This is a genomic window from Rhizobium quercicola (assembly GCF_021168455.1).
In the GTDB taxonomy this organism is placed as follows: domain Bacteria; phylum Pseudomonadota; class Alphaproteobacteria; order Rhizobiales; family Rhizobiaceae; genus Ferranicluibacter; species Ferranicluibacter quercicola.
This window is the reverse complement of the sequence record NZ_JAJOZR010000008.1, coordinates 275,274-288,479: the sequence shown is the minus strand read 5'-3', so window position 1 is coordinate 288,479 and position 13,206 is coordinate 275,274. Positions and strand designations below refer to the sequence as shown.

13 protein-coding genes, 1 tRNA gene and 1 rRNA gene are annotated in these 13,206 nt (G+C 66.6%); 7 read left to right on the top strand and 8 right to left on the bottom strand.

Annotated elements, in window-relative coordinates:
• Positions 1-106 (top strand): 5S ribosomal RNA (gene rrf / locus LRX75_RS14560); the annotation flags it as partial.
• 57 nt (positions 107-163) lie between these two features.
• Positions 164-240, top strand: a tRNA-Met gene (locus LRX75_RS14555).
• A 197-nt stretch (positions 241-437) separates the two neighbouring features.
• On the opposite strand, the gene LRX75_RS14550 is transcribed toward LRX75_RS14555, so the two are convergent.
• The 8 genes from LRX75_RS14550 to gspD form a co-directional block, all read right to left on the bottom strand.
• Entirely contained in the window at positions 438-1,331 is an 894-nt protein-coding gene (locus LRX75_RS14550; protein ID WP_231815454.1) for a type II secretion system protein GspK, read from the bottom strand.
• The gene (locus tag LRX75_RS14545) at positions 1,328-2,101 is read right to left on the bottom strand and encodes a PulJ/GspJ family protein (protein WP_231815452.1); all 774 of its coding nucleotides are present in this window, start codon (positions 2,099-2,101) and stop codon (positions 1,328-1,330) included. The genes LRX75_RS14550 and LRX75_RS14545 overlap by 4 nt, the downstream gene beginning before the upstream one ends.
• On the bottom strand, positions 2,098-2,706 hold the full coding sequence (locus LRX75_RS14540; RefSeq protein ID WP_338110321.1) for a type IV pilus modification PilV family protein: 609 nt from the start codon (positions 2,704-2,706) through the stop codon (positions 2,098-2,100). The genes LRX75_RS14545 and LRX75_RS14540 overlap by 4 nt, the downstream gene beginning before the upstream one ends.
• Positions 2,693-3,100 (bottom strand): GspH/FimT family pseudopilin, encoded by a 408-nt coding sequence (locus LRX75_RS14535; protein WP_231815448.1) that lies wholly within the window; start codon positions 3,098-3,100, stop codon positions 2,693-2,695. The genes LRX75_RS14540 and LRX75_RS14535 overlap by 14 nt, the downstream gene beginning before the upstream one ends.
• A gap of 58 nt (positions 3,101-3,158) precedes the next feature.
• Positions 3,159-3,608, bottom strand: coding sequence for a type II secretion system major pseudopilin GspG (gspG, locus tag LRX75_RS14530; protein WP_231815446.1), 450 nt, complete (start codon positions 3,606-3,608; stop codon positions 3,159-3,161).
• A 49-nt stretch (positions 3,609-3,657) separates the two neighbouring features.
• Positions 3,658-4,863 carry a type II secretion system F family protein gene (locus tag LRX75_RS14525; protein ID WP_231815489.1) on the bottom strand — a complete coding sequence of 402 codons (1,206 nt, stop codon included), beginning with the start codon at positions 4,861-4,863 and terminating at the stop codon, positions 3,658-3,660.
• 113 nt (positions 4,864-4,976) lie between these two features.
• Complete coding sequence (locus tag LRX75_RS14520) at positions 4,977-5,534, bottom strand: prepilin peptidase (RefSeq protein ID WP_231815444.1); 558 nt, start codon at positions 5,532-5,534, stop codon at positions 4,977-4,979.
• Entirely contained in the window at positions 5,531-7,678 is a 2,148-nt protein-coding gene (gspD, locus tag LRX75_RS14515) for a type II secretion system secretin GspD (RefSeq protein WP_231815443.1), read from the bottom strand. The genes LRX75_RS14520 and gspD overlap by 4 nt, the downstream gene beginning before the upstream one ends.
• 354 nt (positions 7,679-8,032) lie before the next feature.
• Here gspD and LRX75_RS14510 point away from each other — a divergent pair, with 354 nt between their 5' ends.
• The 5 genes from LRX75_RS14510 to LRX75_RS14490 all read left to right on the top strand — a co-directional run bounded on the left by LRX75_RS14510 (position 8,033) and on the right by LRX75_RS14490 (position 13,186).
• Entirely contained in the window at positions 8,033-8,932 is a 900-nt protein-coding gene (locus tag LRX75_RS14510; RefSeq protein ID WP_231815442.1) for a ferritin-like domain-containing protein, read from the top strand.
• Positions 8,933-9,131: 199 nt separating this feature from the next.
• Positions 9,132-10,859, top strand: coding sequence for a GspE/PulE family protein (locus tag LRX75_RS14505; RefSeq protein ID WP_231815441.1), 1,728 nt, complete (start codon positions 9,132-9,134; stop codon positions 10,857-10,859).
• Between the two features lie 37 nt (positions 10,860-10,896).
• On the top strand, positions 10,897-12,006 hold the full coding sequence (locus LRX75_RS14500) for a PilN domain-containing protein (protein WP_231815440.1): 1,110 nt from the start codon (positions 10,897-10,899) through the stop codon (positions 12,004-12,006).
• Positions 12,003-12,596: a type II secretion system protein GspM gene (gene gspM, locus LRX75_RS14495; RefSeq protein ID WP_231815439.1), complete on the top strand. Its 594-nt coding sequence runs from the start codon at positions 12,003-12,005 to the stop codon at positions 12,594-12,596. The genes LRX75_RS14500 and gspM overlap by 4 nt, the downstream gene beginning before the upstream one ends.
• Positions 12,593-13,186, top strand: a complete 594-nt coding sequence (locus LRX75_RS14490) for a hypothetical protein (RefSeq protein WP_231815438.1) — start codon at positions 12,593-12,595, stop codon at positions 13,184-13,186. Before gspM ends, LRX75_RS14490 begins: the two co-directional genes overlap by 4 nt.
• Positions 13,187-13,206 lie beyond the last annotated feature (20 nt).

Genomic DNA, 13,206 nt, shown 5'->3' with positions numbered 1-13,206 from the left:
TCTGGCGGGGTGGCCGCACCCGTTCCCATTCCGAACACGGCCGTGAAACGCCCCAGCGCCTATGGTACTTCGTCTTAAGACGCGGGAGAGTCGGTCGCTGCCAGGTCTGCTAAGCGCAAACAAACACATCATCTTCTCAATCACACTCAGTCCTATTCCCTTCCGCGGGGTGGAGCAGCCCGGTAGCTCGTCAGGCTCATAACCTGAAGGCCGCAGGTTCAAATCCTGCCCCCGCAACCAAACAAACACAAACAGACCTCACAGCCTTGCAAGAAAACCCCGACGCGGCAGCGTGCGGGGGTTTTGGTGTTTCCACGGGGTTGTCAGCGAGCGGATGAGCTCAGTGCGGAATGCTGCAAAGAGCGACGATGTGATGCGAAGAAACTGTCGCACGGCGTTGGCGCGACCAGCTCTTTACGGTCCGTGCCTGTAGGTCTTCACCTCCGGGCAACATCATCATCCCAGGCGAGCACCTGATACGGCGATGTGGACTCGGCGCCTGCGGACAGGACGGTGGTAACACCGGTTGCGGAGCCTTTCCCGTCCGGCGGACATTCGATGACGACACGATAGGTTCGCGGCGGTTTGGTGTCGATCTGGGAGGCTGCGACAAGCACCAGGTTCGCGATGGCCTGCTCGGTCTCGGCCGTTCTCTTGCCCCGACGTGTGACGATCTCCCGAGACGTGGTCTTGCCGATACCCGCAATGGCCGCCATGAGCGTCTCCGGCGCGAAAAAGGCCGAGAGGCGGCCGGTCGGGTTGAAGACGGTGAGGAAGGGGCGCAGCCGGGCGATATCGTCTGCCGCTAGGCCCGGGACGAAGGCCAGATCGTCAAGCGTGCGAAACGGTCCATGTCGTGCCTGCTGTCCGGGGGAGCTGTTGCCGTCCGTGTCGGCGCGGCCTGTTGGCCGCATGTTCCCGGGCTCTCGCCACGCGATGATCCGCGCCGCGAACACCTCCGGGCGCATGGTGGTCGATCCCGAGGCCTGGTAGGCCGCGGCCAGCAGCGCCTTGCCGGAGCCGTTAAGATCGACCTTTCCGGCATCGGAGGTCACCCGGAATGTGACGACGCCGGCATCGAGGCGCAATTGCTGACCGTCGATCGTCTCCAGCGGGCGTTTCAGGATGAAGAGTTGATAGCCGGCGAGCGCCGCGGCGGACTGGAGCAGCGTGTCCTGCCGAAGATCGCGGCTTGCCAGATGCGCGCTGTCCGTCGCCGCGCGTCCGAGCAGAAGAAGTGCGGCGACGAGGCCCGACAGCAGGGCGATGACGGCGAGCACCGAGATGAGGATATAGCCGGAATCTCCGCAAAGGCGCGATGGAGGTCTCATGGTCGAACGTAGCGCTCCCATCCCCGGCTGTCATCGGGATCGATCGGCCCGCTCTCCGTCGCCGGATCTCCGGGCGTGGACGGCGCGTCGGGAACCAAGCTGCAGACGCCCTGCCCGGGCGCCGCGCATCCCGGTTCAGCATCGACGCGAAGGGGCACGCGCAGGCTGCCCAGACCTCTGCCGCGCGCATCCGTCAGGGTGACGCGGATCGCAACCGGCATCTTGCTGCGCCCGGACCAGCGGTCGGTCAGGGCCTCCTGTCCGTCGGGTAGGCGAGAGAAATAGGCAAAGCGCACGCTGTAGCCCTGCTCGAGAAGCGGCGCGCGTGCGCCGGTCTCGCGGCCCATGACGTCTGCGAGACCGGCCGCATCCGGGGGGAGCGGACGCTCCTCTTCCCGCAGATTCGGGCCATCGCCGGCCAGGATCACGAGGCGGCTGCCCGTCCCGGCTTCGGATGTCTTCGGGACGCGCGCGAAGAGCAGAGTGGTTTCCGTTCCCTCGAAGACGAAGCCGGCCCGGGCGCCCGCCCAGCGCTGCGGCGTGATGGTCTCGATCCTGTCGCTGAGGGCGGAAAAGATGCGGCTCGTCTCCTCGATCTCCTGCGATGTCGAGGCCGTTCGGTCAGAGGCGCGCAGGACGAGCGAGACCAGCGATCCCAGAGCCACGAGCAGCAGCGCGCCGATGGCCATCGCCGTCAGCGCCTCGACGAGCAGGAAGCCGGCGGTCGATGTGCCCGCGCGCACCGGCCCTGATGAGGAGGAGCGCGTCACGGCGGACCCTCTTCCGGTCGGGCGCTGTCGCTGGCCGAGACCCGAACGAGGCGGATGGTCTCGAGGTTCACCACCGGATCCCGACCGGCGCCGAGGAACGAGCGGCTACGCGGCAAGAGGCGCACGGTCACGATCATCCGGCGCGGCACCCAATCGACAGGCTTGCCCGAGGCGTCGGCCCCGGTCGGGAACGGCAGGCGAAGGGGTTCGTACCGGATCGACCATGCGAACCCCTCCATGACACCGCTTTGGGAGGCTTGGTCGGACCCCGCCATGCTTCCGGGACCAAGCGGGATCGGCGCTGTGATCAGCGAACGCGCCACCCGTTCCGCCCGCAGACGATCCCCGGCGCGCCGCGTGCCATCGACCGAGGCCATCACCGCATGTTGGATCGCCAGCGTGCCGAAGGCGAGCACGAGAAACGCCACCAGCACCTCGATCAGGGTGAAGCCGTCCTGGCCTCGTCCTGTCCGTATGACGGAGGCTGCTCGGAGGCGATCTCGTCGAAAATGCGCAGCGATCTTGCGAAAGAGAGAGCGAGGAAACCACGCGATGAAGGGATTTCGCGATGCGAGGCAACGCGGGAAAGCTTTAGCGCGCCGCACTGTAGGCCTCCACGAGACGGATCATGGCGGTCGGTCCGGAAATGGCGATGCGCATGCCGTTGCCGCCGGCGGTCAAGATCAGCGTGCTCGCGGTCGCCCGCCCGTCCGGGAGAAACTGGATACCCGCCGACCTCGCGGGCGAAAGGGTGAGCGCCATGGTTGCGGGCAAGGCGATCTCGCGTGTCGTGCGCGCGGATCGGATGCGTCCGGCATCGACAAGGACGGTGGTGGGACGTCCGGAGGCGATGGCGGCATTGCGCTCCATGCGCAGCAGCGCGACGATGTCGAACGCCTTGGAGCGCAGTGCCGTCGCGCCGGTCTGCGTGCGCACGAGTGGCAATCCCAGCGCGGCGAGAAGACCGAGCAGGACGAGGGCGAGAACGACATCGATCATCGCAAAGCCCCCGCGCCGGTCGCGAAGGCCAGGGCGATACCCAGGCGAAAGACGGCGCCTATTGGCTGACGATGTCGGCATCGGCGCCGCTCCCTCCCGCCACGCCGTCGGCGCCATACGAGAGGATCCGGTACGGCGCCTTGTCGCCCGGAACGGAATATTGATAGGCATTGCCCCAGGGGTCGGAGGGCACGGTCTGTTGCTGCAGATAGGGACCGTTCCACCCCTGGGCGGCGCCCGGCCGCACCACGAGGGCGGAGAGGCCCTCGCTTCTGGAGGGATAGCGGCCCATGTCGAGATAGAAGAGATCGAGCGAGGATTTGAACGAACTCAGCTGCAGGGCCGCCGCGCGCGTGCGCGAGCTGGTGAGATAGTTCAGAACGCGCGGCCCGACGAGACCCATGACGAGGCCGAGGATGACGAGGACGACGAGGAGCTCCACCAGCGTGAAGCCTCCGGACCGGTCCCGCCGCGCGGGGCGCCTGTGTTGCGTGCGTGTGGGTATCATGGGAACGTCCGATGTAAGAGTGGCCGGTGTTTTAGACGATAAGGCTCGTTTATACGAGAAGGTCGTTGATGCTCATAAGCGCGCTCATGATGGACAGAATAAGCCAGCCGATCAGCATGCTGACGCCCATCATCAGCAAGGGGCCGGCCACAGCTGTAAGACGTGCGAGCGCGGCGTCGAGTTTCGTTTCGTAGAAGCCGGCAATCCGCCCGGCACTGTCGGCGAGATGGCCGGATTCCTCGCCGACGCGCAGCATCTGCACGACATGGACCGGCAGCAGGTTCTGCGTGGCCAGCGCCTGCGTCAGCCGCTTTCCGCCGCGCACGTCGGCAATCACGCCGTCCACCTTCTCAACCGTGCTCGGCAGCGGGTGGATCCCGCGGATCAGCCGGAGCGCGGTCGAGATATCGACGCCGTTTTCCAGGAGGATCTCGAGGGTTCGGCAGAAGGTCAGCGTCAGATGATAGGTGACGATGCGCGATGTCATGGGCAGGACGGCGAGGATTTCGAGAAACAACGACCGGCGCTGCCCCAGCCGTTTCACCAGCATGAAGCCGAGAAGAAGAGTGGCGATCGCGATCAGAACGAGATCCACATTGCCGCGAAACCACTCCGACAGGCGGAAGACGAAGAGCGCAGAGGGCGAGATGCGGTCGCGAAAGCCGGCGATCGCGCCTTCGAACTGGGGAATGATGTAGAGCAGCACGAAGGCCAGCACGCCGAGCGCTGCGACGGCCAGAAAGGCGGGATAGGCAAGCGCCGCGATCAGCCGTTTGCGCAGACGCTCGGATCTCTGCCGCTCGGCGGCGATGCTCGTCAGCGCCTGCTCCAGCCGGCCGGAGACTTCGGCCACCTCGATCATCTTCACATAGAGCGGCGGGAAGAGGCGGGGATGCTGCGCGAGAACCACGGAGAAGCTCTTGCCGCCGGACAGGTCCGCATGCAGTCGCTCGATCAGCTTCACGAGCCAGCGCCGCGTCTCCATTTGCGTGAGGATGAGAAGAGCGTCGTTCAGCGTCACACCGCCCTTGAGCAGCATGGCGAGATCGACCGTGAAACCGGTGATATCCTCCCTCGCGGGCTCGATCGTCAGGCGATCGCGCCAGCTGCGGCGCTCTTCCCCGGTCGTCTCCTCGATCGTGACGGGTGTGGCATTGGCGCGGTCGAGCTGGTCGATGACCTCCGCGCGCGTGGAAGCCTCCATCGTGCCGACGATCATCTTTCCGCTGGCGCCGAGCGCCCGGTAGGAAAACACGGTCAATGGACGACGCCCTTCACACCAGAAGAAAATGGATCATGACGGGTTCACACATCCTGCATAGGGCTCCCGTTTTTACCTGTCGCGCGAGACGGCGCTGTAGCATGCGCTCAAGCCAGCGACGAGAGGATCCAGACAAGGCCGCAGGCCGGTGCCAGCAAGGCGCCGAACGGCAACCGGTCGATGACCGCCGCCTTTCGCCGCAGGGACAGCGCCAGCACGACCGCAATGCCGAGCGCGCTTGCGGCGAGAAGCGCATGCGCAAAGCCGGTCACGCCGATCAGCACGCCGCAGGCCGCCGCCAGCTTGACATCGCCGAAGCCGAGACCGTCCACGCCGGTCCAGCGGTAATAGCCCTCGCGAATGGCAAGAAGAGCGCCGCCGCAGAGAACGGCATCGATCGCGAGCGCCAGAGCTTCGCCGGGCAGGTCGAATGTCTGGGACAGGCGGAGCGCGGCGCCCGCAAGCGCCAAGGCGACGAGCGGTCCATCGGGAATCGTGAAGGTGCGAAGATCCTGCCAGGCGATCCAGGCGATCATGGCGGAGACGAGAAGAACGACCGCGGTCTGTGTGGAAACGCTGTGCATCGGCAAGGCTGCGACGGCCGTGGCCACGACGACGCCGGCCGTCAGGGCAAGAAGATCGGCGCGGCCCATGACGCGGCTCATTTCAGGCGCCCGCCGCCGCGTCCGCCGATGACGGACATCTGCGCGCGCAGGCTTTCCGCCACATTGGCGGCGTCCTGTGCATCGCGGATGATGACGGGGCGAATGAGGACGATCAGTTCGGTGCGGTTGGCGCTCTTCTGCGTCTGGCCGAAAAGCCCGCCGATGCCGGGCATGCGATTGGCACCGGGAATGCCGCTCTTGCCGTTGTTGGTACCGGTGCTGATCAGGCCGCCGAGCAGCACGGTCTGCTGGTCGTTGACGGAGATCTGGCTTTCGATGCGTCGCTTGGAGATTGTCGGCGTCAGCGTGTTCGCGCCGCTGGAAACGTTGGAGATCTCCTGCTCGATCTGCATCGTCACGGCGTCGTTCTGGCTGATGCGCGGCGTGACGTTGAGGATGATGCCGGTGTTCTTGAATTCGACCTGGTTGATGACGGGCGCGACCGCGTTTTCGAGACTCTGCGACTGGCGCGTGGTGATCGGCACCTCGTCGCCCACCTGCAGCGTCGCGGTCTGGTTTTCCAGCACGACGAGCGAGGGTGAGGAGAGCACCTCGACATCGCCGATCACATCGAGCGCGGAGATGATGACGTCGGGATCGGCATTGGCGCCGATCACGAAATTGAGGCCCGGGATCTGCTTTTTCAGGACATTGCTTGCCTGATCGACGAGGCTGACGGAGCCGTTATTGGTGCCGAGGCCGAGATTCTTGCTGTTGATGAAATACTGGACGCCGTATTTCAGCTCCTTCGTCAGCCGCACCTCGGCGATCGTCACGTTGATGGCGACCTGCACCGGGGTCGCGTCGAGACGCTTCAGCGTCTGGATGATCTGGTCGGCCCGCTCGGAATCGCCGTAAATGACGACCGAATTGTTGGACGGATCGGCACTGATGCGGATCGGCGCCTGTGTCTCCTGTGCGCCCGAGGTGAGATCGACGACATTGGGCACGCCGCCCATCGCCATGCCGTTGTTCTCGTCCGATGTCGTGGCAAAGGCGGAGGCGATGCGGGCATTGGCCTGGGTTGCAAGGCCCGATCCCTCGGTTTCCGACAGGGCCGGATTGCCGGACGATCGCGGCTCCTCTTCGGGCTGCGTCGGCATGGGCTGCTGGGCCGGGGAGGAAACGGCGCCGCTCGATCCGCCGAAGAGATTGTTCATGACGGCGGCGAGTTCGGCGGCCTTGCGGTAGCGCGCCTTGTAGACGACGACGTTCTGGCCGGATTGCCCGTCCTGCTGGTCGAGCCGCCGGACCCAGCTCTCCGCGCGTTTCAGAAGCCCGGCGTTGCGCGAGATCGCCATGACGCCCTTCAGCCGGTTGACCGCGCGAAACTGGATGGCACCGCTCTGTCCCTGGCTGTTGAAGATGCGCTCCAGTTCCGGAACGATCTGCTCCGGCCGCGCCTCGGCCAGGCGGAAGATCGAGACCGACTGGTTCTGCATGAAATCGGAATCGAACGAGATCACGGCCTCTGCGACTTCGGCGCGCTGCGGGCCCGAGCCGCGCACGATGATGCTGTTGCCGGCGGCGTTGACCCGCAATCCGTCGGCCTCGGCGACGAAGCCGGAGAGAAGCTCCATCATGGTGGAGGCCGAGACGAAGCTGAGAGGAATGACCGAAACGCCGAAGCCCGCCCGCGTGCGGCTGCCGAAATCCACCGTGCCGCCGGACAGGCCGCTGGCGGCGATGCGATACGCGCCGCCCGAGCGGATGAGCGAGAAGCCGAAGGAGGAGAGCGAGGTTTCGAGCGTTGCCAGAAGCTGCTCGCGCGTGACGGGGCGGGCGGAGGACAGCGTGACCGGGCCGGACAGGTCGCCGCTGATCGAGTAGTTCAGATGCAGCGCGTCGTTGAGGATCGCGCGGGCCACGTCCTTGATGTCGGTCCGGTCGAAATTCAGCGTGTACTGTCCGGCAGAGCTCGTATCCGATGAGCCGACCGGCGTCAGGCCCCGGTCCGGACCGAAGGTCTGCGTGCTGCCGGTGCGTCGTGCGGGCGATGTCGAGGTCGGGTCGGGATGTTCGCGCGGGTTGCGTGCCTGAAGATCGCTGAAGACGCCGCCTGCGAATGCGGATTCCCCGTCGCCGTCGCTGGTCTGGCACCCGGTGAGAGACCCTCCGGCGAGACAAACAAGAACGCAACACAAAACAGTGCGGCCAAATTGCATGAATGCCGGCACGCTCTCCACACCCCCAAGAGAAAAACGAGCCCCGCTCGCCATCGTATCACCTCAAACGAAAACACCTGCCTGCGCAAGCACCAAACCGGCCGGGCGCAGGTACACCACAGATCTTTCGTTAGAGCCGCCTGTCTTACGCAGGCTCGTCGGTTGCCCTGTCCGAAGAGACGAGGAATAGGGGCGCGAAGTTTCACATCTTTGACAGGCGTCGAAAACGAGAGATCCCGGCGGTGAAACTTCCTGCGCTCCGGTTTCGTCGTGTGTGTGCCGGTGATCATGTGCCGGTGCGCGCTTTCGAGCGAATGGGGAAGGGACGAGCATATGACACAGATGCAAGACGAGGGCCTTGTGCCCGCACGGACGATCGATCTTCAGGCCGGCCGCAGAGCTTTCCTGCGCTCCGCGGGCCTGATGGCCGCAGGGGCTGCGACCCTCGGCCTCACCGGCCTGCCGCAGCAGGCCGAGGCCCAGGAACTGGACGACGCGACCATCCTGAACTTCGCGCTGAACCTCGAATATCTCGAAGCGGAGTTCTACCTCATCGCCGCCTTCGGCCGGCGACTTCTGGATGGCGACACGACCGGAAACGGCCGTCTGGGCGGCGTTCTCGGTGGCCGCAAGGTCCCGTTCAAGTCGGCGCTCGTGCGCAGCTACGCGGAAGAGATCGCGCGCGACGAGCAGGCCCATGTCCGCTTCCTGCGCAAGGCGCTCGGCGATGCCAAGGTCGCTCGGCCGGGCATCAATCTGGCGACCAGCTTCACGGCGGCGGCGCGTGCCGCAGGCCTTGTCGGCGCGAAGGAAACGTTCGACGCCTTTGCCAACGAAAACAACTTCCTGCTTGCAGCCTTCATCTTCGAGGATGTCGGCGTCACCGCCTATAAGGGCGCTGCCCGCTTCATCCAGAACAAGGACTTTCTGGAGGCGGCAGCCGGGCTTCTCGCCGTCGAGGCCTATCACGCCGGCGAAATCCGCACGCTGCTGGCGTCGCGCGGCCTCTTCGCACAGGCGAACGCGATCTCCGACGCGCGGGACTCGCTCGACGGCACAACCGATCTCGACATGGGCATCGGCAGCGAGAAGAGCGTCAACATCGTGCCGACCGACGCCAATGGTCTGGCCTTCAGCCGCACGCCGCAGCAGGTCCTCAACATCGTCTATCTCGGCTCCGGCGCCAGCGAGGCGAGCTTCTTCCCGCGGAAGCTGAACGGCAACATCGCCTGATCGGAGACGAATCTCCGACAAGGACAGGCAGCCCGCCTCCGTGCGGGCTGTTTCTTTGCCGGGATACCTCCATCCGGCCGCCTTGTTTTTCCGATGGTGCACCGCAGCCGTCAATCGGTTCTTGAACCGGACCGTGTGCGGTGCTCAAAAGAGAGAAAGTCGGATGCAAGGATCGCAAGCGTGAAGAGGAGGGTGTGCCATGCAGCAGCAGACTGACGCATCTGTCCCGGGCGCGTCATCCAAGGGTGCGCCGTCCCAGGGGACGTCGGCGGCGCAATCCGTCGAGGCCTTCGAGACCTTCATGGCCGCGCGCGCCGGCGGGCTCCAACCTTCTCTGCCGAAGGGCGCAAAGCCGCTTTCGCCCGAGGAGATGTGGCGCGGCGGACGGGCGACGGCGAGCGAGATCGCCGATGCGCTCGCCGCATTTCACGCCTTGCCGCGCGGGCGGCTGGAGGCGATCGCCCGATGCCCGCATCTGATGAACGATCTGTCGCGGCGATATCTGCGCGAGGCCTATCTCTTTCCCTATGAGGAGGCCGGCGCGCCCATGCTGGCGCTGGCCGATCCCGCCCGCGACGATGCCGTGCGGGCCGTGCAGCTGGCCCTCGGCGCAAGGCCGGCGCTCCGCGTCGTCTCCTTCGAGGACATCGCGCTTCTGTTCGAGCGGGCGTCGGAGGAGACGGTGCCTGAGACCGGCGTTGCCGCGATCGAAATGCCGCAGGAGACCGGCGACAGCCTTCAGGCGATCCAGGATCTGGCGCGGGGCGCCCCTGTCGTGCGGCTGATCGACGAGATTCTGGAGCGCGCCGTCGGCGTCGGTGCGACCGATATTCATCTGGAGACCGAGCGGGATCACCTGCGGGTGCGGCTTCGGGTCGATGGCTTCCTGCGGCGTGACCAGCGGCTGCCGCTCGGCCTTGCGCCCGCCGTCCTCTCGCGCATCAAGATCCTCGCCGGTCTCGATATTGCCGATCGCCGCCTGCCGCAGGACGGGCGCGCCAATATCCGCATCGGCACGGCCGAAGCCGATCTGCGCGTCGCCGTTATGCCGACGCTGCATGGCGAAACCGCGGTGCTGCGCATTCTCTTGCGCGATAGCCGGCTGCTCGATCTCGGCCGTATCGGCATGAGCACGCGCGACCAGCGCATGTTCGAAACGCTGCTTGCCGAGCCGCACGGCGTCGTCGTCGTCACTGGCCCCACCGGCAGCGGTAAGACGACGACGCTGGCAACCGCCATCTCGATGCTCAACGATCCCGGTCGCAAGATCGTCACGGTGGAGGATCCGGTCGAGTACCAGATCCCCGGCATCCACCAGACGCAGATCAAGCCGTCGATCGGGCTGACCTTTGCCTCCGCGCTCCGCGCGTTCCTGCGTCACGATCCCGACGTCATCATGATCGGCGAAATGCGCGACCGCGAGACGGCCGGCATCGGCATCCAGGCTGCGCTGACGGGGCATCTGGTGCTGACGACCCTGCACACCAATTCCGCCTCCGATGCGGTCGTGCGCCTGATCGATATGGGCGTCGAGCCCTACCTGCTGGGCGCAAGCCTGCGCGGGGTCCTCGGGCAGCGCCTCGTGCGCCGGCTCTGTGACCGCTGCAAGGTGGGGGACGACGGCGCGCGGGACGGCCTCGTGACGCTTGCCGCCCGGCGCGGCATCCGTCTGCCCGCCGCGCTGGACGTTCACCGCGCCGTGGGATGCGAGGCCTGCGGCCAGAGCGGCTATCGCGGCCGGATCGGTATTTTCGAGGTCCTCCCGGTCGATGATGACATCCGCGCCGCCATTCGGAAAGATCCCGATCCCGCCGCGATCGCCCGCCGGGCCGAGGAACGGGGCATGACCTCGATGCTGGAGGACGGGCTGGCGAAATGTGCCGAGGGCGTCACCACCCTCGACGAAGTGATCAGGGCGACCGGATGAGCCACGCGGTCCTGTCCCACCCGAAGGCGGCGCGCGCATGAGCGGCGTCCTCTCCCGCCTCCTCCGGCCGGCAAGGCCGCTGCTCTCCGCCTTCGTGGATGCCGTGGAGCCCGTCGTCATGGCGATTTCGCCGGGCCAGCGATGGGTGGTCGTCGAGGTCTCGGGCGAGCCCGGCGATCCGCCGATGGGTGCCGAAACAGGGAACGCGCCGCCATCGCCCGACGATCTGGCCTTCTACCGCGTCTCGCGGCGCGGCACGGTGTTTCTCGGCCATGGCAGCAGCCTGTCCGACGCTGTGCGCCGTGATGTGCAAAGCCGCAGACCGGCGGAGGCGGAGCTGCGTCTTCGGGCGGATCGCGTCGTGACGACCCGGTTGATCGTGCCGGCGGAGGCGTCCGGCTTTGCCGCCGAGATCGTGGCCAGTCGCCTCGACAGGCTGACGCCCTGGCAGCCGGAAAAGCTGCTGCACGGCTTTCATGTCGCCGCGAAACCGGGCGGCGACGGTCAGGTCACGGTCGATGTCGTCGCGACCGCGCGCGAGATCGTGGCGGCCGGCATCGCCCGGCTCGCCGCCTTCGGCCTGGTGCCCGCGCGCGTCGGGTCGGCCGGCCAGCCGGTCGAGGAGCGCCTGCGCATCGATCTCCTCCGAGGCGAGAACGATACGTTGCGCAAAACCCGCCGCAGCCGTATCGCCGCGGCCACGCTTGCCGTCCTCGTCCTGACCTTTGCAGGCTTTCTCGCCTCGACGGTCGCGCTGTCGATGAGCGCGAGCGACGTGACGGAGGCGCAGGCCGCGCTGGATGCGACCCGCCGCAAGATGGTGGGAGCGTCGGGCAGCGGCCTTCGCGAGCGCGAGGCAGCGATGCTGGAGGGCAAGACCCCGGAGCGCACGAGCTTCGTGCTGATCGACCGGCTCGCGACCATTCTCCCCGAGACAACCTACCTCGACGAGCTCGACATCCTGCCGCAGAGCCTGCGGCTTGCCGGTACCTCCACCGAGGCATCGTCGCTCGTCTCGATCCTCGAGGCGGAACCCGCCCTCTCCAGGGCCAGCTTTGCAGCGCCCGTGACGCGGCAGGAAGACGGGCGCGATCGTTTCGACATTTCGGTCATCCGCGCGGGTGCGGAGGGAGCGCCGCCGCCATGACCGCGTCTCCGCCACGCTGGCAGGCGCTGCGCCTCTCGGCCATCCTCGTCTTCATCGGCCTGCCCGCGCTCTTCGTGACGCTGGCTGTGCTCAATGCTCTCCAGATCGCCGAGGGGCGCCTTTCGGTGGCGGACGCGACCCGGCAGGCCGCGATGCTGGAGCGCCGTCTTGCGAGTGCCCCGGCTTTGGTCGCAGACGCCACGCCGAGCCTCACCCTTCGACGTGCCTCGCGCACGGCCGCCATCGCAGGACTGCAACAGGCGATCCTCGACGCCATCACGGCCGCTCCCGGCCGGATCATCGAGACGTCCGCGAGCGAAGGCGAGGTGGCGGCCGGCGAGGAAAGCGACGCGATCGCCGTCACCACGACCTTTGATATCGACAATGACGGCCTTCTTCGCCTGCTCTACCGGCTGGAAAGCGGCGTGCCGCTGATGACGGTCGAAAGCCTCTCGATCCGCCGTCTTGCCCCTGCAGACGGGGCAAGTCCGGGGGATGACGGGCAGATCCGGCTGCGGGTGGAGATGTCGATCGGGACGCACTGGACGCTGGAGACGGCGCCGGAAGCCCCTGTGGAGACCGGATCATGATGTCTCCGCGCAGGCCGATCCCCCTCGTGCGACGCCGCCTTCGTCTGCCCGCCGTTTCGCCCGTTCTTGCAGCGGCGTTTCGCACGGCTCTCGTCATGGGATGGGCAGGCTTTGCGGCAGCACAGGAGATGCCGGCATCCGAAGCGGCTGGAAGCCCCAATCCCAATCCGCTGTCGGCGATCGATCCCGCATCCCTGACCGGGTTTCGCGACCGGCCCCTGTTCTCGCCGAGCCGGACCCGGCCGCCCGATCCGGTGACCGAACCCGCACCCGACGTGGTGGAGCCGCCGGCCGAACAGCCGCCGGAACCGGTGACCCTGCAACTCCTCGGCGTCATCGGCTCGCCGGATGGCGTGAGCGCTCTCGTGCGCGACGAAAGCGACGACACCCGGCATGTGCTGCGCGCGGGAGACAGCTTTCGCGGCTGGTCCGTCGTCTCGGTCGATGGTCAGGCAATGGTGCTCGAGAGTGACGGGGAGACGATGCGTTTGCCGACCTTCAAGCCGTCCGAGAAGGGGCCGGAAGGCGACAGGCCGGACGGTGAGACGGAGCTGATGCCGGACCTCGAAGGTTCCGGCACGACGCCGTAAGCGGCATAGGCCTCTACCGG

Coding starts and splice junctions, on each gene's coding strand:
- gspM (WP_231815439.1), top strand. CDS start 12,003: ATGACCGCGTCTCCGCCACGCTGGCAGGCGCTGCGCCTCTCGGCCATC.
- LRX75_RS14505 (WP_231815441.1), top strand. CDS start 9,132: ATGCAGCAGCAGACTGACGCATCTGTCCCGGGCGCGTCATCCAAGGGT.
- LRX75_RS14510 (WP_231815442.1), top strand. CDS start 8,033: ATGACACAGATGCAAGACGAGGGCCTTGTGCCCGCACGGACGATCGAT.
- LRX75_RS14490 (WP_231815438.1), top strand. CDS start 12,593: ATGATGTCTCCGCGCAGGCCGATCCCCCTCGTGCGACGCCGCCTTCGT.
- LRX75_RS14550 (WP_231815454.1), bottom strand. CDS start 1,331: ATGAGACCTCCATCGCGCCTTTGCGGAGATTCCGGCTATATCCTCATC.
- LRX75_RS14520 (WP_231815444.1), bottom strand. CDS start 5,534: ATGAGCCGCGTCATGGGCCGCGCCGATCTTCTTGCCCTGACGGCCGGC.
- gspG (WP_231815446.1), bottom strand. CDS start 3,608: ATGATACCCACACGCACGCAACACAGGCGCCCCGCGCGGCGGGACCGG.
- LRX75_RS14535 (WP_231815448.1), bottom strand. CDS start 3,100: ATGATCGATGTCGTTCTCGCCCTCGTCCTGCTCGGTCTTCTCGCCGCG.
- LRX75_RS14500 (WP_231815440.1), top strand. CDS start 10,897: ATGAGCGGCGTCCTCTCCCGCCTCCTCCGGCCGGCAAGGCCGCTGCTC.